23 protein-coding genes, 3 pseudogenes and 1 riboswitch are annotated in these 26,446 nt (G+C 70.9%); of the genes and pseudogenes, 10 read left to right on the forward strand and 16 right to left on the reverse strand.

The features are described from left to right. Nucleotides 1-13: 13 nt before the first annotated feature. On the reverse strand, nucleotides 14-922 hold the full coding sequence (locus tag ACYVOM_RS15890) for a VOC family protein (RefSeq protein WP_460304132.1): 909 nt from the start codon (nucleotides 920-922) through the stop codon (nucleotides 14-16). A 29-nt stretch (nucleotides 923-951) separates the two neighbouring features. Then, nucleotides 952-2,493, reverse strand: coding sequence for a bifunctional 3-(3-hydroxy-phenyl)propionate/3-hydroxycinnamic acid hydroxylase (locus ACYVOM_RS15895; RefSeq protein WP_460304133.1), 1,542 nt, complete (start codon nucleotides 2,491-2,493; stop codon nucleotides 952-954). A gap of 155 nt (nucleotides 2,494-2,648) precedes the next feature. Between ACYVOM_RS15895 and ACYVOM_RS15900 the strand changes: the two genes are divergently transcribed. Beyond that, nucleotides 2,649-3,299 (forward strand): TetR/AcrR family transcriptional regulator, encoded by a 651-nt coding sequence (locus ACYVOM_RS15900; protein WP_460304134.1) that lies wholly within the window; start codon nucleotides 2,649-2,651, stop codon nucleotides 3,297-3,299. A gap of 126 nt (nucleotides 3,300-3,425) precedes the next feature. Here the strand turns inward: ACYVOM_RS15900 and ACYVOM_RS15905 are convergent, their stop codons facing one another. Both ACYVOM_RS15905 and ACYVOM_RS15910 read right to left on the reverse strand, forming a co-directional pair. Beyond that, the gene (locus tag ACYVOM_RS15905; RefSeq protein ID WP_460304135.1) at nucleotides 3,426-4,178 is read right to left on the reverse strand and encodes an IS630 family transposase; all 753 of its coding nucleotides are present in this window, start codon (nucleotides 4,176-4,178) and stop codon (nucleotides 3,426-3,428) included. Between the two features lie 44 nt (nucleotides 4,179-4,222). Beyond that, nucleotides 4,223-4,450: pseudogene (locus ACYVOM_RS15910) on the reverse strand (Tn3 family transposase); the annotation flags it as partial. A 153-nt stretch (nucleotides 4,451-4,603) separates the two neighbouring features. Between ACYVOM_RS15910 and ACYVOM_RS15915 the strand changes: the two are divergent. Beyond that, nucleotides 4,604-4,729: a hypothetical protein gene (locus ACYVOM_RS15915; protein ID WP_460304368.1), complete on the forward strand. Its 126-nt coding sequence runs from the start codon at nucleotides 4,604-4,606 to the stop codon at nucleotides 4,727-4,729. Nucleotides 4,730-4,733: 4 nt separating this feature from the next. On the opposite strand, the gene ACYVOM_RS15920 is transcribed toward ACYVOM_RS15915, so the two are convergent. Next, the gene (locus ACYVOM_RS15920; protein ID WP_460304136.1) at nucleotides 4,734-6,326 is read right to left on the reverse strand and encodes a GMC family oxidoreductase; all 1,593 of its coding nucleotides are present in this window, start codon (nucleotides 6,324-6,326) and stop codon (nucleotides 4,734-4,736) included. Between the two features lie 173 nt (nucleotides 6,327-6,499). Here ACYVOM_RS15920 and ACYVOM_RS15925 point away from each other — a divergent pair, with 173 nt between their 5' ends. After that, complete coding sequence (locus ACYVOM_RS15925) at nucleotides 6,500-7,924, forward strand: hypothetical protein (protein WP_460304137.1); 1,425 nt, start codon at nucleotides 6,500-6,502, stop codon at nucleotides 7,922-7,924. Between the two features lie 188 nt (nucleotides 7,925-8,112). Then, nucleotides 8,113-8,625 (forward strand): DUF6790 family protein, encoded by a 513-nt coding sequence (locus ACYVOM_RS15930; RefSeq protein ID WP_460304138.1) that lies wholly within the window; start codon nucleotides 8,113-8,115, stop codon nucleotides 8,623-8,625. Here ACYVOM_RS15930 and ACYVOM_RS15935 read toward each other — a convergent pair. After that, a complete protein-coding gene (locus tag ACYVOM_RS15935; RefSeq protein WP_460304139.1) occupies nucleotides 8,616-9,884 on the reverse strand; it encodes a metallophosphoesterase in 1,269 nt (422 codons plus the stop codon). The two genes, ACYVOM_RS15930 and ACYVOM_RS15935, sit on opposite strands and share 10 nt — an antisense overlap. 406 nt (nucleotides 9,885-10,290) lie before the next feature. On the opposite strand from ACYVOM_RS15935, the gene ACYVOM_RS15940 reads away from it, so the two are divergent. Continuing rightward, the gene (locus tag ACYVOM_RS15940; RefSeq protein WP_460304140.1) at nucleotides 10,291-10,893 is read left to right on the forward strand and encodes an SMP-30/gluconolactonase/LRE family protein; all 603 of its coding nucleotides are present in this window, start codon (nucleotides 10,291-10,293) and stop codon (nucleotides 10,891-10,893) included. On the opposite strand, the gene ACYVOM_RS15945 is transcribed toward ACYVOM_RS15940, so the two are convergent. Genes ACYVOM_RS15945 through ACYVOM_RS15960 form a run of 4 tightly spaced genes read right to left on the reverse strand, consistent with a single transcriptional unit; the run spans nucleotide 10,886 to nucleotide 14,607 of the window. Then, complete coding sequence (locus ACYVOM_RS15945) at nucleotides 10,886-13,123, reverse strand: heavy metal translocating P-type ATPase (RefSeq protein WP_460304141.1); 2,238 nt, start codon at nucleotides 13,121-13,123, stop codon at nucleotides 10,886-10,888. The two genes, ACYVOM_RS15940 and ACYVOM_RS15945, sit on opposite strands and share 8 nt — an antisense overlap. A 29-nt stretch (nucleotides 13,124-13,152) precedes the next feature. Next, nucleotides 13,153-14,088 carry a hypothetical protein gene (locus tag ACYVOM_RS15950; protein ID WP_460304142.1) on the reverse strand — a complete coding sequence of 312 codons (936 nt, stop codon included), beginning with the start codon at nucleotides 14,086-14,088 and terminating at the stop codon, nucleotides 13,153-13,155. Beyond that, nucleotides 14,088-14,297 (reverse strand): heavy-metal-associated domain-containing protein, encoded by a 210-nt coding sequence (locus ACYVOM_RS15955; RefSeq protein WP_460304143.1) that lies wholly within the window; start codon nucleotides 14,295-14,297, stop codon nucleotides 14,088-14,090. The genes ACYVOM_RS15950 and ACYVOM_RS15955 overlap by 1 nt, the downstream gene beginning before the upstream one ends. A gap of 28 nt (nucleotides 14,298-14,325) precedes the next feature. Further along, nucleotides 14,326-14,607, reverse strand: coding sequence for a metal-sensitive transcriptional regulator (locus ACYVOM_RS15960; protein ID WP_460304144.1), 282 nt, complete (start codon nucleotides 14,605-14,607; stop codon nucleotides 14,326-14,328). Nucleotides 14,608-14,789: 182 nt separating this feature from the next. On the opposite strand from ACYVOM_RS15960, the gene ACYVOM_RS15965 reads away from it, so the two are divergent. Next, entirely contained in the window at nucleotides 14,790-15,380 is a 591-nt protein-coding gene (locus ACYVOM_RS15965) for an HD domain-containing protein (protein WP_460304145.1), read from the forward strand. Between the two features lie 139 nt (nucleotides 15,381-15,519). Continuing rightward, nucleotides 15,520-15,898, forward strand: a pseudogene (locus tag ACYVOM_RS15970) (IS982 family transposase); the annotation flags it as partial. A gap of 158 nt (nucleotides 15,899-16,056) precedes the next feature. Here ACYVOM_RS15970 and ACYVOM_RS15975 read toward each other — a convergent pair. The 3 genes and pseudogenes from ACYVOM_RS15975 to ACYVOM_RS15985 all read right to left on the reverse strand — a co-directional run. Further along, nucleotides 16,057-16,170, reverse strand: a pseudogene (locus ACYVOM_RS15975) (hypothetical protein); the annotation flags it as partial. Nucleotides 16,171-16,341: 171 nt separating this feature from the next. Then, complete coding sequence (locus tag ACYVOM_RS15980; protein WP_460304146.1) at nucleotides 16,342-17,685, reverse strand: PLL family lectin; 1,344 nt, start codon at nucleotides 17,683-17,685, stop codon at nucleotides 16,342-16,344. Between the two features lie 4 nt (nucleotides 17,686-17,689). Then, complete coding sequence (locus ACYVOM_RS15985; protein WP_460304147.1) at nucleotides 17,690-18,058, reverse strand: hypothetical protein; 369 nt, start codon at nucleotides 18,056-18,058, stop codon at nucleotides 17,690-17,692. Between the two features lie 221 nt (nucleotides 18,059-18,279). On the opposite strand from ACYVOM_RS15985, the gene ACYVOM_RS15990 reads away from it, so the two are divergent. After that, complete coding sequence (locus ACYVOM_RS15990; protein ID WP_460304148.1) at nucleotides 18,280-18,636, forward strand: MmcQ/YjbR family DNA-binding protein; 357 nt, start codon at nucleotides 18,280-18,282, stop codon at nucleotides 18,634-18,636. A 178-nt stretch (nucleotides 18,637-18,814) separates the two neighbouring features. Here ACYVOM_RS15990 and metH read toward each other — a convergent pair whose 3' ends face one another. The 3 genes from metH to ACYVOM_RS16005 all read right to left on the reverse strand — a co-directional run bounded on the left by metH (nucleotide 18,815) and on the right by ACYVOM_RS16005 (nucleotide 24,094). Further along, the gene (metH, locus tag ACYVOM_RS15995) at nucleotides 18,815-22,468 is read right to left on the reverse strand and encodes a methionine synthase (protein ID WP_460304149.1); all 3,654 of its coding nucleotides are present in this window, start codon (nucleotides 22,466-22,468) and stop codon (nucleotides 18,815-18,817) included. Nucleotides 22,469-22,486: 18 nt separating this feature from the next. Then, nucleotides 22,487-22,563: riboswitch (S-adenosyl-L-homocysteine riboswitch) on the reverse strand. Nucleotides 22,564-22,640: 77 nt separating this feature from the next. Next, nucleotides 22,641-23,018, reverse strand: coding sequence for a DUF2255 family protein (locus ACYVOM_RS16000; RefSeq protein ID WP_460304150.1), 378 nt, complete (start codon nucleotides 23,016-23,018; stop codon nucleotides 22,641-22,643). 140 nt (nucleotides 23,019-23,158) lie between these two features. Further along, the gene (locus tag ACYVOM_RS16005) at nucleotides 23,159-24,094 is read right to left on the reverse strand and encodes an Lrp/AsnC family transcriptional regulator (protein ID WP_460304151.1); all 936 of its coding nucleotides are present in this window, start codon (nucleotides 24,092-24,094) and stop codon (nucleotides 23,159-23,161) included. A gap of 96 nt (nucleotides 24,095-24,190) precedes the next feature. Between ACYVOM_RS16005 and ACYVOM_RS16010 the strand changes: the two genes are divergently transcribed. Continuing rightward, the gene (locus tag ACYVOM_RS16010; RefSeq protein ID WP_460304152.1) at nucleotides 24,191-25,414 is read left to right on the forward strand and encodes a cytochrome P450; all 1,224 of its coding nucleotides are present in this window, start codon (nucleotides 24,191-24,193) and stop codon (nucleotides 25,412-25,414) included. A gap of 22 nt (nucleotides 25,415-25,436) precedes the next feature. Beyond that, nucleotides 25,437-26,414, forward strand: coding sequence for an adenosine deaminase (gene add / locus ACYVOM_RS16015; protein ID WP_460304153.1), 978 nt, complete (start codon nucleotides 25,437-25,439; stop codon nucleotides 26,412-26,414). Nucleotides 26,415-26,446: the final 32 nt, after the last annotated feature.

The following is a 26,446-nucleotide window of genomic DNA, read 5'->3' on the forward strand; positions in this document are numbered from 1 at the left end:
TGTCGGGCCTGAGTCACGGCTGCCGGAGCAGTTCGCTGACGACGCCCGGCGGGCGGTGGCCCCAGGAGCTGAGCTCGTCGAAGTGCTGGACCTCCCAGGTGGCTTCGTCGATGACAAGGCCGCCCCAGCCGAACTCGACGTTGAAGCCCGACGGGGTGCGGACGTAGAAGCTGAACATCCGGTCGTTGGGGTGCATCCCGAGCGTCATCTCGAAAGGCTGCCCGGCGTCCATGCAGCGGTCGTAGGCCCGGCCGACGTCGAGGATGTTGGTGGCCTCGATCATGAAGTGGTGGATCCGCTTGGGGAACGGCATCCCGGCGAAGGCGAGGGAGTGGTGGCGCTCGTTGCAGTGCAGGAACACGACGCTGGCGACGATGCCGGGGGCGACCTCCTCGTCGATGAAGTCGCTGACGCGGAAGCCCAGCAGTTCGGTGTAGAAGGACAGGAGCCTTTCGCGCTCAACCTCCTGCTCGGTGAGGACCGAGTGGCCGGCGCCGCCCGCGCCGGTGACGAATCCGCCGAGCAGCCGTTCGGAGGCGAACGGGGTCGGGGCGTCGGCGAGTCCGACGACGAGTTCGATCCGGTTGCCCAGTGGGTCTTCCGTGACGGCGACGCGCTCGACCTTACGGTCCGCGGCGAGGGCGGCACCGCCTTCGGTGACCTGGACCCCAGCGGCGCGCAGCCGGGAGAGGAGTTCTTCCAGGGCGGCCTGGTCGGCGACCGCGTATCCGGTGGCGGCGAGGTCGTCGGCCGGGCCCTGGACGCAGATCCAGCGGTGAGCCTTGTCGTCCATGCGGAGGGTCAGCGTGTCGGCGGTCTTCTCGCCGATCTGCATGCCGAGCAGGTCGACGGCGAAGTGCTCCCAGTCAGTGAGGCTGCCGACCTCGTAGACGGTGTAGGCGAGTTCTTTCACCCGTGCCATGGAACGTTCCTTTCCTCGGGGTGGGGCAGTCAGGCGGGGACGGCGAGGCCGTGCGTGTCGCACGCGGCGACGAAGCGGTCGGGGCGGAGCGCGACGGCGCGGACGCCGAAGTCGCCCATCCAGCGGCACAGGACGCCGTCGATGTCGACGATCTCCTCGTCGGTCTCGGTGCCCTTGTCGACCGGGCGGACCGTGAGATAGCGGGCGCCCAGCGCGTCCCAGGCGGCGCGTTCGCCGGCGGTGAGCAGGGTGCGGGGGTCGACGTCGGCGCCGAGCAGCACGAATCCGTCCCCGAGCAGGTCGTCGAGCCGCCCGATGCGGCCGCGCGGGTCGGCGGCCGACGGCTGGGGGACCATCCGCCCGACGACGCCCTCGCCGACGGGGCCGTGCAGCCAGCCGGCGGTCAGCACGGGCGGCTGGATCAGCGGCGGCTCGGGCGCGGGCTCACCCTCCGGCGGGGCCGCGGACATGGCGGCCATCTCCTTCTCGTCCAGCTCCAGCCGGACGATCCGGCCCAGCTCCTCGGACATCTCGATGAACGCTGCGACGTTCGGGCGGCGCTCGGCCTCGTAGGTGTCGAGGAACGACTCGGGCAGATCGCCGCGCAGCACCCGGGCGAGCTTCCAGGAGATGTCGTAGGCGTCGCGCATCCCCGACTGCATGCCGGAGCCGGCCCAGGGCGCCATGAGGTGGGCGGCGTCCCCGACGAGGAAGACCCGGCCGGTGCGCCAGCGGTCCACCATCCGCGAGTGGTGCCTGTAGAAGGCGTGCTGGTGGATCTCGACGTCGTCCTCGGTGATCCCCATGCCTTCGAGCAGGGGCCACACCTGGGCGGAGGTGGGGAAGTCGGCGGGCGACTCCTCGGCGCGCAGCGGCAGCTCCCAGCGGTGGTTCCCCCGCGCGAGCGCGATGTCGACGACGGGCCGTTCAGGATCGCACCAGAACGAGAGGAGGTTCCGGTCGGGCCACCAGCGTTTGACACGGCAGTCGACGACGAGCCACGTGGTGTCGAGTGTGCCGCCGTCCAGGTTCGCACCGATCAGGGAGCGGGTGGGGCTGCTGCCGCCGTCACACGCCAGCGCGTAGCGGACGCGGACGGAGCTCTCCTCGCCGGTCGCGGTGTCCCGGGAGACGACGGTGACTCCGTCGCCGTCCTGGTCGACGCCGACGACCTCGGCGCCGTAGCGGACGAAGACGCGGTCGGCGAAGCGCTCGGCGTGCCTGCGCAGCGACGCCTCCATGACCGGCTGGTAGATGCTGTAGAAGCGGGTGCCGCAGCCCAGCGTCGAGGGCGGGAAGCCGACGTGGAGCAGTTCGGTGCCGTCGTAGGTGATCCAGCGCAGGGCGCGCATGGCGTCCATGTCCTGTTTCAGGGCCTCGTCCAGGCCGAGGGCCTGGAAGATCCGCATGGTCCAGTCGTTGACGGTGACGGCCCGGGCGCGCGGGTAGATGTCGCGGTCGCGCTCGAACGCGATGGCGGAGACGCCGTGGGCGCCGAGGGCGTTGGCGGCGACGACGCCGCTGGGCCCGTATCCGATGATCGCGACGTCCGCGTCGAAGTTCTCGGTCATTGCTGTGCTGCTCTCTCGGGGTGGGAGGGCCGCGGCCGGGTTCTGCGGGAGGGGCGGCCGTCGGCTGGTTTTGTACCGAACGACCGGTACAAAACTTTGTGGCACAGCTAACGTCCGGTGAGCGGTCCTTGTCAAGCCCTGGCTAGAATCAGCGGGTGGAAAGCCCCAGACACACCCTCAACAAGCGGGGCCGCCGCTCGCGGGAGGACATCCTCGACGCCGCCACCCGGATGATGTCCGTCCGCGGATACGCCGCCACCAGCCTCGCCGACCTCGGCAGGGAGGCCGGGCTGCCCAAGAGCGCGATCTACCACCACTTCGACTCCAAGGCCGGCCTGCTCGCCGCCGTCATGGAAAGCGGTGCCAAAGCCTTCTTCGGCGACCTGGAGCGCGGTCATGCCGAACTTCCGCCCGGCGGGACGCCACGCGAGAGGCTCGGCTGGTACCTGCGCCGCACCGGCCGGGTCTTCACCTCGCGTGAGGAGTTCCTGCGGCTGTTCATCCTCCTGCGGCTGAGCGAGGAGGCCCCGGAGGTCGCCGAGATCATCACGAATGTGCGATTGGAGGGCCTGGTCCATATGCGGAACATGATCAGGTCGGCGTTCGCTCCCGAGGGCGAGGAGATCGCCGCCGCCGTCGCCGAGGACCTCGCCGGCTTCGGCGTCTCCTCCTTCGACGGCGCCTTCATCGCCGTGCACACCGATCCCGGACGCACCACGGACGCCGAGATGGATCTCCTCACCGAGGCCATGGCCGCCCTGGGCGAAGCCCGCGCCGCCGCCCTCCGCGCCAAGACGAACAACTGAGCCCCGGCTGAACAGGCGCACCTCCACGCCGCCGTTGAATCACGACGGGTACCGCACCGCTCTCACCATGGTCGAGTCGTGTCTTCATCGAAATTCGCGCTGAAGTTGAGTTCGATGATCAGTTTCTTATGCGTGGGCGAGGTGTGGGTCGTCGAAGAATCCGAGGAGGATTCGTGGTGTCATCTGGAGTCTGCGGAGGGCGGTCCGTGCGGCTCGTTCGAGTTCGGAGAAGTTCGGTACGCCGCGGCGTGCGATCAGGCTGTTCTTGACGTTGTTCCATACCCACTCGTCGGGGTTGAGCTCGAGTGAGCAGGGAGGAAGGAAGAAGAGTTCGAGGCGTCCCTCGGTCTCGTTCTGCGTGAATGCTCTGACGGCCTTGGAGGTGTGCACCGAGCCGTTGTCGACGATGAGGAATATCTTGCCGTCGATGTCGCGGAGGAGGCGCTTGCAGAAGGCGATGAAGTCCGAAAATCTGAATCCTCCCTCGTGGAGGTGGAAACGCAGCAAGCCGCATGTGCTCATGGCGGAGATCATCATCAGCGTCCGCTTCTCTCCTGCGGAGGTGACGACGGGCGTTCTGCCGACCTGCCCCCACGTCGTTCCGGCGTAGTGGTCGGTGCGGATGGATGCTTCATCTGCGAGAAGAACCACCGCGCCCTCTTCGGCCGCACGCCGGCGGATCTGCGGGAAAACCTCCTCGCGCCAGGCCGCGACTTTCTCGGAGTCCTGCTGATGAGCCCGATACCGGGGCCGCTGGGGAGAAAGACCGAGACCCCGCATGATCTTCCCGACGTGCTGGATCGGCATGCGCACACCGAACCGATCCGAGATCAAACGCTGAACCAGCTCCCGCGTCCACAACGCGAACTCGAACCCCAAATCTCGAGGCGGAACGGATTTTGGCGCTAGATCGGTGATCTTGGGGACACGACGATCTCCGGCAGTTCCCCGCCGTCCAGGCCGAACAGGACGTCGACCATGTGCAGGGAGTCGCGCACGGTCCCGGACACGACCTTCGCGCCCCGCCCCACACCCTGGTCGTTCATGGCGTTCAGCCAGGTCATGCCGCGTTTGGAGCCGAAGTACTTGCGGTTGGGGCGGGCGAAGACGGCCGGGACGGGGACGACGAACCGCATCCCGTCGACCGCGGCCTGCCCTACACCTCTGCCGAGTTCGCCGAAGCCGTCCACACGACCCTCAACGACGTCCGCGGCTGGGGACACCGCTTCGTCCGTGTCTCCGAAGGCTCCGAAGGGCCCGTCGACCTGCGCGTCTCCCTCATCAGCCACGAGGTCGGACACGGCCTGGGCCACGGGCACACCACCTGCCCGGGACCCGGCCGCCCCGCCCCCGTCATGGTCCAGCAGACCAAATCGCTCTACGGCTGCGACCCCAACCCCTGGCCGAACCCCCGCCGCACCGACCGGTAGCGCGCTACCCCCGGATCATCTCGGCCGCATGCCACGCCACCGCCATGATCGGCCCGTTCAGGTTGCCCGCGACCATCGTCGGCAGCACCGAGCAGTCCACCACCCGCACCCCCTCGACCCCCCGCAGCCGCAACTGCGGATCGACCACCGCCTCCTCCGCCACGCCCATCGCCGCGGTCCCGACCGCGTGGTACCCGCAGTACCCCCGGTCCAGCGCCGCCTCCACGATCTCCTCGTCCGACCGCACCCGCTCGCCCGGCAACGTCTCGAACGCGATCCGCGACGCGATCGGCTCGGCCTCGAAGAACTCCCGCATCCGCCGGAACACCGCAGCCCCGGTGACCCGGTCCCGCGCGTCGCCGAAGTAGTTCGGATCGACCAGCAACGGGGAGTCCGGGTCCGCCGAGGTGATCGCGACCCGGCCCGTCGCCTCAGGCCGCAGCACCACACCCACACAGCTCAGCCCCGGCTCGCTCTCCACCCCGACCTTCTCGCCCGCCTCGAACGTGCGGGGCGACATCGGCCCGAGCAGCAGCTGCCCGTCCGGGCGCTCCTGCGACGGGTCGGACTTCACGAACGCGATCACGTCATAGGCCGGCGTGGCCAGCGGACCCCGGCGCGTCGCCAGGTACCGCACACCCGTCACCGCCTGACGCAGCGCGGACGACAGGTGCCGGTTGTAGCCGACGTCATCGCGCAGCCGGTACTTGGCCACCAGGCACCGGTGCTCGCGCAGCCCCGCCCCGACCAGCTCCCGCGCCAGCCGCACCTCCACCCCGGCGTCCCTCAGCACCGCCGCCGGACCGATCCCCGACTGCTGCAGCAGCCTCGGGGTGTTCAGGCTCCCCAGCGACAGCACCACCTCGCGCCGCGCCCGCAGCTCCCGCACCGCCCCCTTGCGGTCGCGCACCTCCACCCCGACCGCCCGCTCGCCCTCCAGCAGCAGCCGCGTCGCCATCAGGCCCGTCGCGACCGTCAGGTTCGACCGCCCCATCGCCGGGCGCAGGAACGCGCGCGCCGCGCTCACCCGCCGGCCGTCGCGGATCGTCGCGACCGAGTAGCCGATGCGCTCGTCGTCGAAGTCGTTGGCGTCGTCGGTCACCCGCAGTCCCAGCGCCGCACCCGCCGCGATCATCTCCTCGCACAGCGGCTCCGGACCCGCCGGGCCGCCCACCCTCAGCGGACCGCCCTCACCGCGCGTGTCCGAGCCGCCGAGCGCGTGGTCCTCCATCGCCCGGAACGCCGCGAGGACGGTGTCCCAGCCGAATTCCTTGTTCCCCAGGTCCGCCAGCGCGTCCCAGTCGGCCCGCTGGCCGCGGTTGTACACCATGCCGTTGATCGCGCTCGACCCGCCCAGCACCCGCCCCCGGGGCCAGATCTCGTTGCCGCCGCGCGGCCCGAACGGCGTCGTCGGGTACAGCCACGCCGCCTTCGGGTCGGTCATCGCCAGGCCGAAGCCCTTGGGGATGTGGAACATCGGATTGCGGTCCGAGCCGCCGGCCTCCACCAGCAGCACGCTCGTCCTCGGGTCCTCCGACAGCCGCGCCGCCAGCACGCATCCCGCCGATCCCGCGCCCACCACCACATAGTCGAACATCCGGTAGATCCTTCCGCTCAGTGACGATCCCGTCACGCTAGCGCAGGAACCCCCTCCACTTCCGGTAAACCGGAACACATCGTCCCCTACGGCAAAGAAACCCAACTAGATCAGTCGGCAAAGTATGGCTTATGATCATGCGCGGCCCACCCGACGATCATCGGAGAAGACCCATGCGCCCCCTCCGCACCCGCGCCGCCGCACTCACCCTCACCGCCCTCCTCACCGCCACCGCCACACCCGCCGCCGCAGCCGGCCCCTTCGACCCCCAACCCCCCGCCAACCCCTACGCCGGCCCCCGCGGCACCGCCACCATGCACGGCGACACCGCCTCCTCCAAGACCAGCCCCCACGCAGGACCCGCCACCGGAACCCTCACCTCCACCCGCGCCGCCCTCGCCTCCGCCTGCCCCACCGTCCTCGTCGGCTCCGACGGATTCCCCGTCACCCTCTGCACCGAGATCTTCGGACAGAACCCCACAGTCCACCTCCTCAACCCCGCCGACGGCCAATCCCTCACCGAACTCGGCCTCACCAAGGGCTCCCTCCTCGGCGGCGTCTACGCCTACCTCGACAACCTCGACCGCCTCGTCGTCGTCGACGGCAGCCGCGACCTCCTGCGCGTCGGCCACCGCAAGAACGCCTCCGGAAACTGGGAGCTCTACATCGCCTCCCGCCTGCCCCTCGACTCCGTCATCGCCGAAGACGACTCCGTCATCGGCCTTTCACCCGACTGGCAGGGCCGCGTCTGGTTCGCCACCAGCAAAGGCGTCGTAGGCACCGCCGACGACACCACCGGCACCATCAAGACCACCACCCTCCCCACCGGCGAGAAGATCGCCAACAGCATCTCCACCATCCCCGACGGCACCGCCATCGTCACCACCCACGCCACCTACCTCCTGCGCGCCACCGCCGACGGCACCCCCGCCATCGCCTGGCGCCAACCCTACGACCGCGGCCCCGGCCGCAAACCCGGCCAGCTCAGCTGGGGCTCCGGCTCCACCCCCACCTTCTTCGGCCCCAACGGCACCGACTACGTCACCATCGTCGACAACGCCAACCCCAAAGTGAACCTCCTCGTCTACAACGCCGCCACCGGCGCCCAGATCTGCAAACTCCCCGTCCTGTCCGCAGGCGGCAGCGGCAGCGAGAACTCACCCCTCGCCTCCGGCAGCGCGGTCTTCCTCGCCAGCACCTACGGCTACCCCTACCCCGCCCTCCCCGACGACGCCGGCACCAGCGTCCCCGCCTCCGCCGACTTCCCCGGCGGCCTCACCCGCGTCGACGTCACCGCCACCGGCTGCACCGTCGCCTGGGACATCGTCCTCCGCTCCGCCGCCGTCCCCCGACTCTCCCTCGCCGACGGCCTCCTGCGCACCGTCATCCGCAAACCCGTCATCTCCGGCTCCACCTCCACCGGCATCTTCGACACCTTCGCCTACACCGAGATCAACCCCGCCACCGGCGCCACCGTCCGCACCCACAACCTCGGCGTCGGCTTCATCTACGACTCCCTCCAAATGGCCGGCACCATCACCCCCGGCGTCTACTGGCAGGGCACCACCACCGGCGTCCTCCGCATCACCAAGAACTGACCCCGCCCCGCGTGGGGCACCACATCGCGCAACACCTGCGCTTCGCCCGGGCGAAGCGCAGGCCTGCCGCAGACACCCCAGCCGCGCACACCCCGACCAGACGAACCCTGACCAGACGAACCCTGACCAGACGAACCCTGACCACAAAAAGTAGAGTGATCACTACTTTAAGCACTCAGGGGGACCCCATGCAACTCGTCGCCATCGCCGCCATCGCGCTCCTCGGCGCCGCGCTCCACTGGGCCCGCAAACGCCGCCACCACACCCACCCCGCCGAAGCCGCCGACACCTTCCTCGTCTGGTGGCTCGCCGTCGCCGTCGGCATCGGCGGCGTCCTCGGCGCCTGCGCCCACCTCTTCGACGGACCCGCCACCGCCGAAATGATCGGCTACACCCGCGGGAACGGCGGCTTCCAGTTCGAGAACGCCATGGGCGACCTCGCCATCGGCATCGCCGGAATCCTCTGCGTCTGGTTCCGCGGCAACTTCTGGCTCGCCGTCATCATCGTCCTGTCCATCCAGTACCTCGGCGACGCCGCAGGCCACCTCTACTACTGGATCGCCGAAGACAACACCAAGCCCGGCAACATCGGCCCCCCGCTCTACCTCGACATCCTCACCCCGATCCTCGCCTGGATCCTCTACCTGCTGTCCCGCGCCCACGGCGGCCACGCCCTCCAGCCCGCCCGGCGTCACGTCTGAAGCGACGCCAACTCCACCACCGTCACATCCGAAGGCGCGCCCACCCGGGTGGGCGGACCCCAGGCGCCCGCGCCCCGCGACACGTACAACCGGGTGTCCCCATGACGCTCCAGCCCCGCCACCGTCGGATTCGCCCACCCCGCCACGTAGTTCACCGGCCACAACTGACCGCCGTGCGTGTGCCCCGACAACTGCAGGTCCACCCCGTGCGCCACCGCCTCGTCCACGAACACCGGCTGATGCGCCAGCAGCACCGACGTCCGCGCCGGATCCCGGCCCGCCAGCGCAGCCGCCAGGTCAGGACCGTCCCCGTAGCCCTCGCCGGCCAGGTCGTTCACCCCCGCCAGATCGAACCCGGGCAGCTCCACCCGCTCGTTCGCCAGCAGCTTCAGCCCCAGCTCCCGCACATGGTCCACCCACGCGTCCGCGCCAGAGAAATACTCATGATTGCCCGTCACGAAGAACGCCCCATGACGTGCCCGCAACCCGCCGACCGGCTCCACCGCCGACCTCAGGTCCTCGACCGAGCCGTCCACCAGGTCGCCGACCACCGCGATCAGATCCGGCCGCGTCCCGTTCACCGTCGCCACGACCCGCTCGGCGAACCCGCGCCCCAGGATCGGGCCGAGGTGGATGTCGCTCACCACCGCGATCCGGAACCCGTGCGCCGACCGCGGCAGCTTCGCCAGCGGCACCGTCACCCGCTTCACCCGCGGCCCGCGCAGCACCCCGTACGTCCCGTACCCAGCGGTGCCGACAGCCACCGCGGCCGCCGTCCCGCCCACGACCCGCGCCACGAACACCCGCCGCGTGGTCTCCTCGGCGGGTTCCACCGCCTGCGGCCCGCCGTCGTGCGCCTCTCCCGGCGCATCGGCGGCCGAGGCGCCCTCGGGCACCGAGACCGGGGCCTCGATCCGCGCGACGTCCTTCGCGGCCCGGCGCCGCAGCCACCACCGCAGCACGGGCCGGGCAACCTCGCCGACGAGGACGCCGAGCAGCAGGTACAGCGCGATGGCGATCCACAGGTACCCCGGCCAGGCGAGGATCCTGACCAGCCAGAACGGCAGCCCCGCGCGCCCTCCGATGAAAACCGCGAGCATGAGCAGGGGACCCGCCACGAACACGACGGTGCCGATCCGCCGCCACGGCGACCCCGCCGTCGTCGTCTCCCTGACCACCCGGTGCCACACATACCTGTGCAGCCCGCCGAACACCCCCAGCACCACCACCAGCAGAACCAGGATCAGCACGATTCCCACGGCGCAGCAGCCTCCCCGACATCCGGCGCGCGGCTCCACGGGGCGAACCACACCGTTTCCCCAAGCCGCGTGCAGTATCCCGCACCCCGAGACCACCCGACGAACCCACCCACAGCGATGAAACCGTCACGCCCGCCTTCTGTTTTAACCGATGATGAGTCTTTAGTCCTTTGTGTTTGGAGTGGGTTCTCGGGGCTTGACCTGACCGGCGCCTTTACGCAGTAAGGTTACTCTAGGTGCTTACCCGAGCGACGGTGCGGCGGAACTGCGCCACCGCGCGGTCGTGCGACGATCGCGGAAGGATCCTGTGCGGGGTCGAAGGCGGCGCGGTGCTGCGGCTCGATCCCGTCGAGGGAACGCAGGAAGAAGTCGGCGACACCCGCGGACGTCCGCCTTCGCGCACTACATGGGCGCCATCCTCGAACACCGCCCCTCGGGCCGCATCCTGCGCCGCTCCCCCACCGGCGAGGTCGACGTCGTCCTCGACTCCCTGTACTTCGCCAACGGCCTCGCCCTCACCCCCGACGGTGCGGCGCTCCTCCTCGCCGAGACCACCGGCCCGACCCTCAGCCGCGTCCCCCTCACCGGCCCGCGCGCCGGCACCCGCGAGGTCGTCGCCGCCAACCTCCCCGGCTACCCCGACAACCTCTCCCGCTTCACCGGCGGCCGCGCCTGGGTCGCCCTCACCAACCCGCACGACCCCGCCCTCGACCGCCTCGCCACCGCCCCCGCCTGGGCCGCCCGCGCCCTGTGGGCGCTGCCCGACAGGCTGCGGCCCTCCGGCACGAAGACCACCTGGGTCCTGCCGTCGACGCCAACGGCACAGTCCTCGCCGACCTCCAGACCCCCGACGCCGCCTACCCCATGGTCACCGGCGTCGCCGAACACGACGGCGACCTCTACCTCGCCGGGCTCCCCCACACCTCCCTCCTGCGCGTCCACCCGTCCGGGACATGACGCGGCCCCCGCCTTCACCGGAAGGCGGGGGCCACATCGGCGCGCTACTTGAACGACCGGAGCCGCAGGCTGTTCGTCACCACGAAGACGCTGGAGAACGCCATCGCCGCACCCGCGATCATCGGGTTCAGCAGGCCCGCCGCCGCCAGCGGCAGCGCCGCCACGTTGTAGGCGAAGGCCCAGAACAGGTTCCCCTTGATCGTCCGCAGCGTCCGGCGGGACAGCCGCAGCGCGTCGGCCGCCGCCCGCAGATCCCCCCGCACCAGGGTCAGATCGGACGCCTCGATCGCCGCGTCCGTCCCGGTGCCCATCGCCAGGCCGAGGTCCGCGCGGGCCAGCGCCGCGGCGTCGTTGACGCCGTCGCCGACCATCGCCACGACCCTGCCGTCCTCCTGGAGACGGGCCACCTCGGCGACCTTGTCCTGCGGGAGCACGTCCGCGATCACCCGGTCGATCCCGACCTCCCGCGCGACCGACTTGGCGACGGCCTCGTTGTCGCCCGTCAGCAGCACCGGCGTCAGGCCGAGCTCACGGAACCGGACCACGGCCTCGGCCGAGGTCGGCTTGACCGTGTCGGCGACGACGAGAACGGCCCTCGCCGCCCCGTCCCAGCCGACCGCCACAGCGGTCCGGCCACCCGCCTGAGCCCGCTCCAGCGCGTCCTGAAGGCCCGCGGGGAGCCGCTGCGACCACTCCTCGAGCAGCCGCGGCCGGCCCACGAGCACCGCGTGCCCGGCGACGATCCCCTGGACGCCGAGGCCCTCCACGTTCGCGAAGTCCTCCGGCACGGGCAGCTCCCCCACCCGCTCGGCCGCGCCACGTGCCACGGCCTGCGCGATCGGGTGCTCCGAGGCGTGCTCCAGCGCGCCCGACAGGCGCAGCACCTCCTCGGCGCTCTCCCCTTCGGCGGTGTGCACCTCCACCAGGGTCATCCGGCCCTCGGTGACGGTGCCCGTCTTGTCCAGCACGATCGTGTCGACCGCCCGGGTCGACTCCAGCACCTCCGGACCCTTGATCAGGATGCCGAGCTGCGCGCCCCTGCCGGTGCCGACCAGCAGCGCGGTCGGCGTCGCCAGGCCCAGCGCGCACGGGCAGGCGATGATCAGCACCGCCACCGCCGCGGTGAACGCCGCGGTCGCCCCCGCGCCCGAGCCCAGCCAGAACCCGAGCGTGCCCAGCGCCAGCGCGATCACGATCGGCACGAACACCCCGGAGATCCGGTCGGCGAGCCGCTGGACCTCGGCCTTGCCCGTCTGCGCCTCCTCCACCAGCCGCGCCATCTGCGCGAGCTGCGTGTCGGCGCCCACCCGGGTCGCCCGGACCACGAGCCTTCCGCCCGCGTTCACCGTCGCGCCCGTCACCCCGTCACCCGGCCGCACCTCGACCGGCACCGACTCACCCGTCAGCATCGAGGCGTCGACCGCGGACGAGCCGTCCTCGACGATCCCGTCCGTCGCGATCTTCTCGCCCGGCCGGACGACGAACCTGTCGCCCACCTTCAGGCGGTCCGTCGGAATCCGGGTCTCCCGCCCGTCGCGCAGCACCGCCACGTCACGCGCGCCGAGCTCCAGCAGCGCCCGCAGCGCCGCTCCCGCGCGCCGCTTCGACCGGGCCTCGAAGTACCGGCCCGCCAGCAGGAACGCCGTGACGCCCGCCGCGGCCTCCAGGTAGATCATCCCCGCGCCGTCACCGCGCGAGACGGTGAACTCGAACGGGTGCCGCATCCCCGGCTCGCCCGCCGTCCCGAAGAACAGCGCCCACAGCGACCAGCCGAACGCCGCCAGGGTCCCCAAGGACACCAGCGTGTCCATCGTCGCCGCGCCATGCCGCAGATTCGTCCAGGCCGCCTTGTGGAAGGGCCAGCCCGCGTAGACGACGACGGGGGCCGCCAGCGCCAGCGAAAGCCACTGCCAGTACGTGAACTGCAGCGCCGGGACCATCGCCAGGACGATCACGGGAACGCTCAGCACCACCGCGGTGACCAGCCGCTGCCGCAACGGACGCGACTCGTCCGCGGGCTCGGCGGGACCGGCCTCCGCGCGGGGCGGCTCGGGCAGCGCCGCGGTGTACCCGGCCTGCTCCACGGTCTCGATCAGCCGCCGCGGGTCGAGCTCCGCGGGGAAGGTCACCTTCGCCTTCTCGGTCGCGTAGTTGACCGTCGCGGCCACGCCGTCGAGCTTGTTCAGCTTGCGCTCGATCCGGTTCGCGCACGACGCGCAGGTCATGCCGCCGATCTGCAGCTCGACCGAGCCGCTCGGCGGAGCTCCGGTGAGGGAGGACATCACCGCTCCTTTCTTCGTCACGTCCGCGGTCAGTGGGTGTGCTCGTGGTCATGGCCGGCCGACATCGACGGTACCGGCGACGGGGCCGCCGGAGCGCCGCCCGTCCGCACGGTGAACGCCGCGGTCCGCACCACCCCGTCGATCTTGAAGTCCAGGAAGAGGCGGTACGCGCCCGCGCTCGGGACGCCCACCTCGAAGCCGACTTCAGGGGACTCCGACACGCCCTCCCCCGCCTCTTGCGACGGGTGGACGTGCAGATAGGCCAGATCTCCGGAACGCAGCGCGACGAGATGCCCATAGGCGCCCAGGTAAGGCTCCAGGCCCGCCACCGGCTTCCCGTCGCGGTTCACGGTGAAGGCGAGGGCGCTGGAGGCTCCCGCGGCGACGGATCCCCGCATCTCCACGGTATAGCCGTCCACCTCGGCCGTGGCGGACGGCTCCGGCAGGGCCGCCGGCGCGTAGTCGCCCGGCACGGGAAGATCGGCGCCCAGGACGAGGCCCTGGTCGGCGCTCTCCGGCCGGAAATCGGCGAAGACCCGGTACGGGCCGGGCGAGGGCAGGTCGACCGTCGTGCTCCAGACCCCCTCGCCGTCCCGGACCGGGTGCAGGTGCCGGAAGACCGTGAGGGAGCGGTCGGCGACGATCAGGTGGAGCTCCTTGTCGTGGACGGTCGCGTAGTCGGTCAGCGGCTCGCCGTCGTGGTCGCGGATGACGAAGCGCAAGGGGCTTTCCGCGCCCGCCGACGCCTGGGGCGTCACCAGTTCGAGGGCGTAGCCCCCGGCGGCCGTCTGAAGCCCCCCGGGGGTATCCGCGGCGGCGCCGGACGCCGCCGGCGCGCCGGCGTCATGGTGGGCCGGGGCCTTCGGCTGATCTCCGTCGCCGACCAGGCCACCGGCCCCGTAGGCGGCGGCGAAGACGGCGACGAGACCCGCGACGTAGGCGCCGACCTTGGCAGGGGTGTTCATCAGGGCTCCACCACGGCGTATCCGGCCTCCGCGACGGCGGCGCCGATCGCGCGCGCGTCCACGGGGGCATCGCTGGTGACGGTCAGCAGGCCGCTCGCCAGATCGACCTCGGCGCCGGTCACCCCGGGCACTTCGGCGACCTCCTCGCGGACCGAGCTGACGCAGTGCCCGCAGGTCATTCCCTTGACGGTGAAGGTCGTGGTGGCCATGTCGAATCTCCTCTTCGAAGGGGGTGGATCAGGACCTGACGAGCCGGGCGATGGCGTCGGAGGCCTCTTTGATCTTGGCCTGCGCCTCCGGCCCGCCCTTGGCGGTCGCGTCGGCGACGCAGTGGGCGAGATGCTGCTCCAGGAGCTGGAGCGAGAACGAGCGCAGCGCGCTGGTGGCCGCGGAGACCTGCGTGAGGATGTCGATGCAGTACTTGTCCTCCTCGACCATCCGCTGGAGGCCCCGTATCTGCCCCTCGATCCGCCGCAGCCGCTTCAGGTGCTCCTCGGCGGTGTCGCTGTATCCGTGCACGGCCTCGTCCTCCTCTCAAGTCCCGACGCCTTGTGGAACACCATACCCCCGTAGGGTATTCCACGCGAGAGACGCTCCGCCCGAGCCCCGGATCCGCGGGCGCGCCGGAACCCCTCAGGGGTATCCCGGTCATCGCGGCCCGTACGCTGGGGACTCCCGTTCGATCTTCCGCAAGGCAGGCCATGATCCCCTCCGACGAGGACATCCGCGCGCTCCACGAGAAGCACGCGCCCACGCCCGAGGCGTTCGAGGCGGTGTACACGCACTGCCGGATCGTCTGCGCGATCGCCGAACAGCTCCTCCCCCGCTTCCCCGAGCCCGTCGACGCCGCCCTCGTCAGGGCCGGCTGCCTGCTGCACGACCTCGGGGTCTACCGCCTGTACGAGAACGGGGTCCTCGACTACAAGCGGTACATCCGGCACGGGGTCCTCGGCCACGAGATCCTCCGCGAGGAGGGCTACCCCGAGGAGCTGTGCCGGTTCTGCTCCTGCCACACCGGCATGGGCGTCACGCAGGACGACGTGACGCGCCAGGGGCTGCCGATCCCCGTCGCCGACTACGTGCCGGGCAGCCCGGAAGAGCGCCTGGTCATGTACGCCGACAAGTTCCACTCCAAGTCGACGCCCCCGGCGTTCGTCTCCGCCGACTCCTACGCCGCCCGCGTGGCCCGCTTCGGCGAAGACAAGGTCGCTCTCTTCCAGCACTACCGCGACACCGTCGGCGACCCGGACCTCGCCCCCCTCGCCGCCCGCTTCGCCCAGACGATCTCCTAACGCCTAGATCGTTGATGTGAAATTCGGTGTCTGGCTGCGGGCATGGCGAAGGGCGTCCAAGATCGGTTTGTGAAGACAGAGTTGGACGCCCTTCTGATCGCACTCTACGTGCATCTGGACGATCATGTGGTGCCGTTGCGAGATCGCCGGATACGGCATGGACAAGTCCCCCAAGCTGATGCTCATCACCACCGCCGACGGCGCGGTGTGCGGCTACAGCCTGGCCCACCCCAAAGAACTCGACGAGCGTAAGCAGGCCCTGGACCTGCTGCACGTCCACCAGATCTCCGACGGGCCCGTGCCCGACCGTGTGCGACAAGGGCTTCGCCGGCGCAGGCATCGAAGCGATCATCTGGACCCTCAAGAACCAACTCGGCCTGGAACGCCACAACGCACGCCACACCGACTGCCTCTGGGCCCGCATCAGCCAACGCATCCTCGCCCTCAACGCCGCCATCTGGCACAACTGGAACACCCACGCACCAGTGAAACGATCACTCACCGCCTACGACCACTAAATTTCACATCAGTGATCTAGGCCTGTCTCTTAAGTCGGTAGATGAGCCTTTAGTCCTTCTTGTCGTTAGCCGAATCGCGCGAAGCGCGATCGGCCCGGTGCCTTTACAAAGTAAGCGAGGGGCTCGGTTCCACCAGATTCGCCCCTCGTTGAGGTCGATCAGGCCCTCCCCGCATAGGCGGCCAGCGTGTCGTGTCCTTGCCGGACGTTGTCCGGGCAGAACACGACGTGCGCGGCGGCGTCGGGAAGGGACTTCTCGAGCGTCCCGGGCGGGGCCGGGACGCTCGGCGCTCGGGCCTGCCGAGGCCTTCAGATCGGCTTCGTGCCGCTCACCGGAGATCAAGCCGTACGGGAGCGGTCAGAAACCGAGGTCAGGCCCTCCGCTCCCGAAGCTGTCCCCAGCCCCAAAGTAGCTGGCACGGTGCCGGTGTTCGGTGGCGGGTTCTACGCGCTGCGGTGGACGCAGAAGAGCTGGGTTTCGGTGGCGTTGGGGTCGCGGTAGGAAGCGATGGCGGGCCCCTCCAGGCTCATATGGTTGGGCAGCTGGGCTGCAAGGCTCCAGGTGGTGCCGTTGAAGCGGTTCCAGTACAGCCTCTTGTCGTTGTACATGCCGCGGTACACGCAGTACAGATGGTTGTTGTGGACGGCCAGGGCAGGCCCCTCCTGGCTATAGGCGGGCAGCTTGGTGTCGGTGCTCCAGCTGGTGCCGTTGAAGCGGGTCCACCACAAGGTCTGGTCGTTGTCGCTGCCGCGGTGCACGCAGTACAGCTGGTCGTGGTAGACGGCCAGGGCTGGGTTGGAGGCGGTCTGGTGCGCGGGGAGCAGCTTGTCGGCGTCCCAGGAGGTGCCGTTGAAGCGGGTTTGCCACATCCGATTGTTCTTGCTGTCCTTGTAAACGCAGTACAGCATGCCCCGGAAGCTCGCCAGGGCCGGGCCTTCGCTGGTCGCGCCGTTCATTTGGGTGTCGGCGCTCCAGCTGGTGCCGTTGAAGCGGGTCCACCAGAGCCTGTCGTCGTTGGCGCTGCGGTGCACGCAGTACAGCTGGTTGTTGAAGACGGCCAGGGCCGGGCCGTTGGCGCTGTAGTGGTTGGGGAAGGGGGTGTCGGCACTCCAGCCCTTGGTGTCGGGATCAGGGTCGTAGACGGTCCACCAGAGCTTGGCGTCGCTGGCGCCGCGGTGCACGCAGTACAGCTTGCCGTTGTACTCCGCCAGCGCAGGAGAGGACGCGGACAGATGGCCGGGGAACCTCTCGTCCTGGCTCCACTCATGGGAGTCGCTCATGACCGTCCACCACAGCGACGTATCCGACTTGGGCGCCAGCGAGAGGGGGATGAGCATCAGCGGCGCCACCCAGGGCGAGACCAGCCGGCAGCCGTACTGCGAGCCGATCGCCTGGATGATGTAGGCGCGGACCTTCATGGTGAACTCGACCAGCGGACCGATTGGACTGGGGAGGGCCCCGAGTATCTCCCCCAGCCCCTCCATGATTTCGGCGAAGCCTTTGGCAGCCTCGGCGTTGAGGACGATCTCGAAGCCCCACCATTTCGTGACCGGGTACACCTCCCAGCCCTTGACGTTCAGCTTCCTCTCGGCCTGGCGAGCGGCGTTCTGCCTGGCCTGGGGGAGCTGACCGATCTGCTGCTCGAACTCCCTACGGGCCGCGTCCAGATACTCCCGGGAGATGCGTTGCGCCTCCTGGTGGGAGACGGCGTACGGCACGGCCTGCCAAGCGGCGAGGGCATCGGTCTCGGCTCGGGTCAGGGCCTGGCTGGTGCCTTCATCGGGCATGCGATCACGTCCTGCAAGTGGAGGATCCGCCGCGAATCTCGTCAGCGGCCCTGAGTATCCGGTCGTGCCCCACCACCGGCAAGGTCGCGCGCGAGGCAGCTTGTGGCCACCCGAACGGCCTTGCCGTCCCGGGCCTGGTCACAATCGGCGCCGCCCCGCGCGGGAGGATTCGTCTGGCGGCCGACGCGCGGCCGTCAGTACGAATCCCCGGGAGGCTGCGGTGGAGTGCGGGGTGTGCGGGCAGCTCGAAGAACTTCAACAGCAGCGCGAACCCCGAACGCGTCGCCCCGCTCTTGTTCGCCAGCAGCTCCACCTCGGCCTCATCCAGCGTCCAGCACTCGATCAGGTCTTCCAGCTTCCACTCACGCCGCACCGCAGGCCCTTCCTCCCGAACCACAACAAAGATCCAGAAGAAGGTTGATCCGCAACCAATCCACTACCCGGCGGTATCGCCCACCCGTGACCGTTACGTGCCGACCCAGAAACATCACACAGCGCTACTTTGGGGCCCGTCGCACCGACCCGAGCGGAGGGCCGTCAGGGACGCTTCGGCGGCGGGGGAGGTCTGTCGGGCCCTGGCACTAGGTTTGCGGTATGGACGAGATGGTGATCGCGCGGGTCCGGGAGATCTGCCTGGCGCTGCCCGAGGCGCGGGAGAAGCCCTTCGGCGGCCACACCTCCCCCGCGTTCCGCGTGCGGGAGAAACTGTTCGTCATGACGAGCGAGGACGGGCTGAGCATGACCCTCAAGGCCGGCCCCGGTGTCCAGGAGGCCCTCGTCTCCGACGCCCCCGAGCAGTTCTTCGTCCCACCCTACGTCGGCCCGAAAGGCTGGGTCGGCGTCCGCCTCGACGCCGCCCAGGACTGGAAGGAACTCGCCGCCCTCATCGAGGACTCCTACCGCCTCATCGCCCCCAAGCGCCTGGCCGCCCGGATCACCCCGAGACCATGAGGCCTCCGGGCCGGGCCCGCAAGGGACTCCGGACCCAACGTGGTGGGACCCGCGGTACTGAATTGAGTCCGCTCGATCGAGGGGCGCCTCGATCTTCGGTGGCCCGGTTGTGGGCTGGGTGTCGCAAAGGCGAAGACCCGCGCCCGGGGTGCGGGGGCGGGTCTTCGCGGGAGGCGGGTCAGGCGCCGGGCTCGTAGGCCAGGTTGGGGCGGAGCCAGCGTTCGGTCTCCTCAAGGGTGAGGCCGGTGCGGACGGCGTAGTCCTCGATCTGGTCTCGGCCCAGGCGGCCCACGGTGAAGTACCGCGCGTCCGGGTGGGCGAAGATCAGGCCGCTGACGGCCGAGGCCGGGGTCATCGCGAACGACTCGGTGAGGGAGATGCCGTGCTGGCCCGCTTCGAGCAGCTCGAACAGGGTCTCCTTGCGGCTGTGGTCCGGGCAGGCCGGGTAGCCCAGCGCCGGGCGGATGCCGCGGAAGCGCTCGGCGTGCAGGTCCTCCAGGGCGGGGGCCGCGTCGGGCTCGAACCAGGCGCGGCGGGCCTGCAGGTGGATCAGCTCGGCGAACGCCTCGGCGAGCCTGTCGGCCAGGGCCTTCACCATGATCGCCCGGTAGTCGTCCTTGGCCTCCTCGTACTTGGCGGCGAGCGCGTCGGCGCCCTGGATCGCCACGGCGAAGCCGCCGAGGTGGTCGCCGGAGGGGGCGAGGTAGTCGGCGAGGCTGCGGTTCGGGCGGCCGTCGGGCTTGGCCGTCTGCTGGCGCAGCATCGGGATCCGCGCTCCCCCGGGCAGGGCGTCGGAGTCGTCCAGCACGAGATCGTCGCCCTCGGAGTGCGCGGGCCACAGGCCCAGGACGCCCTCGGCGCGCAGCGAGCCGTTCGCGATGATCTCGTCCAGCATCGCCTGCGCGTCGTCGTACAGCTCGCGCGCGACGGGCTGGTCGAGGATCGCCGGGTACTTGCCCTTCAGCTCCCAGGCGAGGAAGAAGAACTGCCAGTCGATCATCTCGCGCAGCTCGGTGAGCGACGGGGTGACCGTGCGCAGGCCGGTGAACTCGGGCACCGGCAGCCCCTCGAAGGTCGGCTTCTCGGCGTTCTCGCGGGCCTCGGCCAGGGTGAGCATCGGCTGGGCCCGGCGGTTCTCGTGCGCCACGCGCAGCTTCTGCTGCTCGTCGCGGTTGGCCGAGTCGAGCACCGACGCCCGGTCGGCGTCCAGCAGGTCGGAGACGACGCCGACGACCCGGGAGGCGTCCAGCACGTGCACCACCGACCCGGTGTAGGCGGGCGCGATCCGCACCGCGGTGTGCTGGCGCGACGTGGTGGCGCCGCCGATGAGCAGCGGCAGCTTCAGCCCGCGCCGCTCCATCTCGGCGGCGACCGAGACCATCTCGTCCAGCGACGGCGTGATCAGCCCGGACAGACCGATCGCGTCGGCACCCTCGGCGACGGCGGTGTCGAGGATCGTCGCGGCCGGGACCATGACGCCGAGGTCGACGACCTCGTAGTTGTTGCAGCCGAGGACCACGCCGACGATGTTCTTGCCGATGTCGTGGACGTCGCCCTTCACCGTCGCCATGACGACCTTGCCCTGGCCGCTGCGCCCGGTGTCGCGGCCCTCGGCGAGCGCCTGCTCCTTCTCGGCCTCCATGAACGGCTCCAGGTAGGCCACCGAGCGCTTCATCACGCGGGCGCTCTTGACGACCTGCGGCAGGAACATCTTGCCGGACCCGAAGAGGTCGCCGACGACCTTCATCCCGTCCATCAGCGGGCCCTCGATCACCTCCAGGGGGCGCGGCAGGAGCTGCCGGGCCTCCTCGGTGTCCTCCTCGACGAAGTCGGTGATGCCGTGCACCAGCGCGTGCGACAGTCGCTCGGCGACGGGCAGCTCGCGCCACGACAGGTCGATCTCGCGCTTGGTGCCGCTGCCCGAGACGGTCTTGGCGAACTCGATGAGCCGGTCGGTGGCGTCCTCGCGGCGGTCGAACAGCACGTCCTCGACGTGCTCCAGGAGGTCGGCGGGGATGTCGGCGTAGACGGCGAGCTGGCCGGCGTTGACGATGCCCATGTCCAGGCCCGCGCGCACCGCGTGCAGCAGGAACGCCGAGTGCATCGCCTCGCGCACCACGTCGTTGCCGCGGAAGGAGAACGACAGGTTCGAGATGCCGCCGGAGGTCAGCGCGCCGGGGCAGCGCTCCTTGATGCGCGGCAGCGCCTCGATGAACTCCTTGGCGTAGCCGTTGTGCTCGGACATGCCCGTGGCGACGGCGAGCACGTTCGGGTCGAAGATGATGTCCTCGGGCGCGAACCCGACCTCGTTGACGAGCAGGTCGTAGGCGCGGCCGCAGATCTCGACCTTGCGGTCGGCGGTGTCGGCCTGGCCGGCCTCGTCGAAGGCCATGACGACGACGCCCGCGCCGAACGCCTTGACCTTGCGCGCCTGCGCGAGGAAGGGCTCCTCGCCCTCCTTGAGGCTGATGGAGTTGACGACGCCGTTGCCCTGGACGCACTTGAGGCCGGCCTCCAGCACGCTCCACCGCGAGCTGTCGATCATCACCGGGATGCGGGCGATCTCCGGCTCGGTCGCGATGAGGTTGAGGAAGGTCGTCATCGCCTGCTCGGACTCGAGCAGGTCGGCGTCCATGTTGACGTCGAGGAGGTTGGCGCCGCCGCGGACCTGCTCGGCGGCCACGTCGGCGGCGGCCTGGAAGTCGTCGGCCTCGATGAGGCGGCGGAACCGGGCCGAGCCTGTGACGTTGGTGCGCTCGCCGATCATGACGAAGCCGGTGTCGGGACCGATCTCGAAGGTCTCCAGGCCGGAGAAGCGGCTGCGCTTGGGCGGCTTCGCGATCCGGCGGGGGGCCTTGCCCGCGACGCCCTCGGCGATCTTCGCGATGTGCGCGGGGGTGGTGCCGCAGCAGCCGCCCGCGATGTTCACCAGGCCGTCGAGCGCGAACTGCTCCAGAAGGCGGCCGGTCTGCTCGGGCGTCTCGTCGTAGCCGCCGAACGCGTTGGGCAGGCCGGCGTTCGGGTGCGAGGCCGTGTAGGTACCGGCCATGCGGGCGAGGTCCTCGATGTGCGGGCGCATCTCCTGCGCGCCCAGCGAGCAGTTGACGCCCACGACCAGCGGCTCGGCGTGCTTGACCGAGTTCCAGAAGGCCTCGACGGTCTGGCCGGACAGGGTGCGGCCGGACTTGTCGACGATGGTCACCGAGATCCACAGCGGCAGGTCGGGGGCGACCTCGGCCGCGGCGGCGATGGCCGCCTTGACGTTCAGGGTGTCGAAGATCGTCTCGATGAGCAGGAGGTCGACGCCACCCTCGGCCAGCGCGGAGATCTGCTCGGCGTAGGACTCCTTGACCTTGTCGAAGGAGACCGCCCGGTAGGCGGGGTCGTCCACCCGCGGCGACAGCGACAGGGTGACGTTCAGCGGGCCGACGGACCCGGCGACGAACTTGCCGCCCGCCTCGTCGGCGGCCTGGCGGGCCAGCCGCGCCGCGGCCACGTTCATCTCGCGGACGTACGCCTCGAGCCCGTAGTCGGCCTGGGCGATGGAGGTCGCGGTGAAGGTGTTGGTGGTGGTGATGTCGGCCCCGGCCGCCAGGTACTGGCGGTGGATGTCGAGGATGACGTCCGGCCGGGTGATGTTGATCAGGTCGGGGTCGCCGGTGACGTCCTTCGGGTGGTCGGCGAAGCGGTCGCCCCGGTAGTCCTCGGGCTTCAGGTTCGCGTTCTGGAGCATCGAGCCCCACGCCCCGTCCAGGACGGCGATGCGCTCGTCCAGGATCTCCCGCAGGCGCCGCGTGCGCTCCGCACGCGTCTCGGTCGCCGCTGCCGTCATTCGGGTGTCCTCCCAGATCGTCGGGAGGCGCCCTTGAACCGTCGTCCAGGTCGAGCGTGGCGGGCCTTTCGCCCGTTGCAGCGCCTCTCGGCCTGGCCCGATCTTATCGCGTTCCGAAGGGCCGCCAGTAACGGCATCTGCGACGTGAGAGGCGCTGCGGGACGGTCGTCGGTCAGCCGTGCGGGACCAGCTTGAGGGTGGACGCGCGGGCCTTGTCGGTGACGACGGAGCCGACGACGTCGTCGGCGTACCGGCGGTACTTCAGCCTGTATTCGGCGTCGAGCATGTCGTCGAGGGCGTGGTCGGCATGGGCGAACTCCACGTCCTTGCTCACCCCGCCCGCCTCGATGTGCCCTTCGTGGCTCTCCTGGGTTTTGCGGTACCAGTTGCCGTTGGGGCCGTTCACGGCCCGAACGTAGACGTCCTCGCCGTGCCGGACGACCCAGATCGTCGTGGGCTCGCGCAGGGACCCGTCGGCCAGCTGCGGCTGGAGGCGGAGTTCGTCGGCGTCGGCGATCGAGCGCAGTTCGTCCTTCGTCCACGTGGCCATGGGCTCCCCTTTCCCGGCGCGGCGCCGGGCGACGCCGCCTCTCTGTCGGAGGTACCCGGCGAAGGACAGGGTGCCCGAGATCCTCGGCACGCGCTCGGCAAACACGGGCCCACGCCTTTACGCAGTAAGGTCACCCCCGGTCACGGGGCGAGGTCCTCCTCGACGGGGTGGGTGGTCCACGCGAGGCGGTGGCGCAGGACCCGGATCGGCTCGACGGTGTGGGCGAGGACCCCCGGCAGCGACGTCGCCTCGGCCGTCAGAGCGGCCAGGGCGGGCAGGGTCGGCGCGACCAGGGAGCAGTGCAGGTCGTTCGGGCCCGTGGTCTCCCCGAAGTAGTCCACGCCGGGCAGCGCGGTGAGCGCCTCGATCACGCCCGCGCGGCGGTGCGCGTCGGCGCGGAGCGTGATGAGCGCCTGCTCGCCGGTGCCGTCCGCCCGGCCGACCAGGGTGGTCAGCCGGATCGCGCCCGACTCCAGCAGCCGCAGGACGCGCTGGCGGGTGGCCGCCACCGAGAGGCCCACCGCCGAGGCCAGGGCCGTGTAGCCGGCGCGGCCGTCGGCGCGCAGCAGGCCGACCAGCGCGCGGTCGGCGGCGTCGAGCGGACGGGCGGAGGCGACCCGCCACGGGCCCGGATCGGTGTGGGCCGAGCCGCCCGCGCCGGGGCCGGCGTGCAGGCGCAGGTAGAGCGTGCTGTGCGCGGTCTCCACCCAGGGCAGCGCCTCCAGGCGCCTGAGCTGGGCGTACAGGTCGTCGAGGCCCGGCACGGCCATCTGGAAGATCAGCTCGGGAGCGGTGGCCGAGCGGGCGATCCAGGCCGAGCCGTCGAGTTCGGCCACCTCGTCCACGGGAGGGAACTCCCCCGTCCGCGAGCGCAGGGTCACCAGGTAGACGACGGGCTGGCCTAGCGCCGCCGGATGGGCCTTGGCCACGACCCTGACCGTGCCGTCGCCCAGGAGGCGGGTGGCCCTCGCGCGGGCGGCCGTCGGGGACACGCCGGCGGCCTCGGCGAGGTCGCGGAAGGAGGCCCTGCCGTCGCGGGCCAGCGCGGCGATGAGGCGTGCGTCGGTCTCGTCCACGCGCCCATGCTGGCACAGCTCGATCACTTTACTTCCACGAAACTCAGGAGGCAGGTTTCGGACACAATGTCGGTGTTTTTTGTTGATGTGGAGAAGATGACCAAAGAATCCGCAGCCCCTCCGATGGCGGAGCGGACGATCGACGACCTTCCGTGGATGGACGTCGACGATCCCCTCTTCACCGCCGACCCCGTCGCCTTCCTCGCCGCGCACCGCGCCCGCGACTGGGCCTTCCGCAGCCGACGCGGCGTCGAAGTGCTCGCCTATGAGCAGGTATGGCGGTTCCTCACCGACCGCGGGCTCGTCCCGGACATCGGCAGGGTGGTGGCCTCCGCGGGCCTCGAAGGCACCGCCGTCGGCGCGCACATCGCGGGCGGCATGCTCGGCGCGAACGGCGCCGACCACACCCGGCTGCGCGGCGCGGCCGCGGCCCATTTCTCCCCCGCCCGGCTCAGCGCATGGCGGCCCGTCATCCGGCAGATCTGCGCCGCGCTCATCGGCGACCCCGCGCCCGGGACCATCGTGGACCTGGTCCCGCTGCTGTGCGCGCCGCTGCCCGGGGTGGTGTTCACCCGCATGATCGGCGCTCCCGACACCGACGCGGCGGGTCTGTGCGCGGCGTCCGACACGATCATCCGGCTGTTCGACCAGGACCCCGCCCACCGCGACGGGATCGTCGCGGCCGGCGCGGAACTGCACGGGTACGTCACCGAGCGGCTCGCCGAACGGCGGGAGGCGCCGGGGGCCGACCTCCTGTCGTCCCTGGTCTCCGGGCACGGCGACGGACGGCTCGACGACGCCGAACTCGTGGCCCTGACGGTCGAGCTGCTCGCGGCCAGCACCGACAACACCACGGGGCAGCTCGGCACGACCCTCGCCCACCTTCTGGCCGACCCCGCCCGATGGGCCCGCGTCGCCGCCGATCCGGCGCGCGCGGGCGCCGCCGCCGTGGAGGCCGAGCGGATCAGCCCGCGCGTCGGGTTCGTCAACCGGCACGCGGTCTCCGACACCGTCATCGACGGGCTGGCGCTGCCGGAGGGCACCTGGATCCGCTGCTCGGTCCTGTCCGGCCACCGCGACGGGCGGGTCTTCGCCGACGCCGACTCCTTCGACCCCGGCCGGGCCGACCAGCGCCGCTCCCTGGTGTTCGGGGGCGGCCCGCACTACTGCATCGGCGCGGGCCTCGCGCAGGTGGAGATCGAGGAGGCCGTGGCCCTGCTCGCCGCCCGCTTCCCCGGGCTCCGCCTGGAAGGCGAGCCGGTATGGCACGTCACCGAGGCGCTCACCGCCGTCGTGTCCCTGCCCGTACGCATCCCCTGAACGTCCGACCTAGGAGTCCCCCATGACCCGCGACCTGCGCGCGCTGCCGAAGGCGCACCTGCACATCCACCTGGAGGCGACCGTCCGGCCCGGCACCTTGGCGGAGTTCGCCGCGGCGTCCGGCGTGCCGGCGCCGAAAACCCTCGTGTTCGCCGACTTCACCGAGTTCATCGAGGCCTACCTCGCGCTCGCCGCCCTCATCGACTCGCCCGAGCGGCTGGCCCGGGTCGTCGCCGAGGCCGTCGCGGACGCCGCCGCCGACGGGGCCGTCGTGATCGAGCTGGCCACCACCCCGACCTGGTACACGGACATGTACGGCTCGGCCGAGGCGGCCGTCGAGGCGGTGTGCGGGTACGCGGCGGAGGCCGCGCAGCGGTGCGGGGTGTGGGCGGGGGTGATCGTCGCGATCGACCGGACGCTCGGGCCCGAGCACGCGATGGCCATGGCGACGACCGCGGTGAAGTTCGCCGGGCACGGCGTCTCGGGGCTCGGGCTGCACTCGGAGGAGCGTGGGTTCCCTGCCGCCGACTTCGGCGCGCCGTTCGCGCTGGCCCGGGAGGCGGGGCTGCTGGCCGTGCCGCACGCCGGGGAACTGGTCGGGGCGCAGTCGGTGCGCGAGGCGCTCGACGTGCTCGGGGCGGACCGGATCCAGCACGGCGTCCGCTCGGTCGAGGACCCCGCGCTCGTCGCGGAACTCGCCGAACGCGGCGTCTGCCTGGACGTCTGCCCGACGTCGAACATCCTGCTCGGCGTCTTCCCGTCGCTGGCCGACCACCCGCTGCCCGCGCTGCTCGCCGCGGGCGTCGCCTGCTCGATCAACGCCGACGACCCGACGCTGTTCGGCCCCGGCCTGCTCGCCGAATACGAGATCGCCAGGGACGGGCTCGGCCTGGACGACGCAGCCCTTGCCGCGTGCGCCCGGACCTCGGTCACCGCGAGCGCCGCTCCCCCGGCCGTCAAGGACGTCGCCCTCGCCGGGATCGACGCCTGGCTGGGCTGATCCCGGGAAGACGAACGGGGCGGCACGGAAGA

The sequence above is a fragment of the Actinocorallia aurea genome, assembly GCF_054783995.1.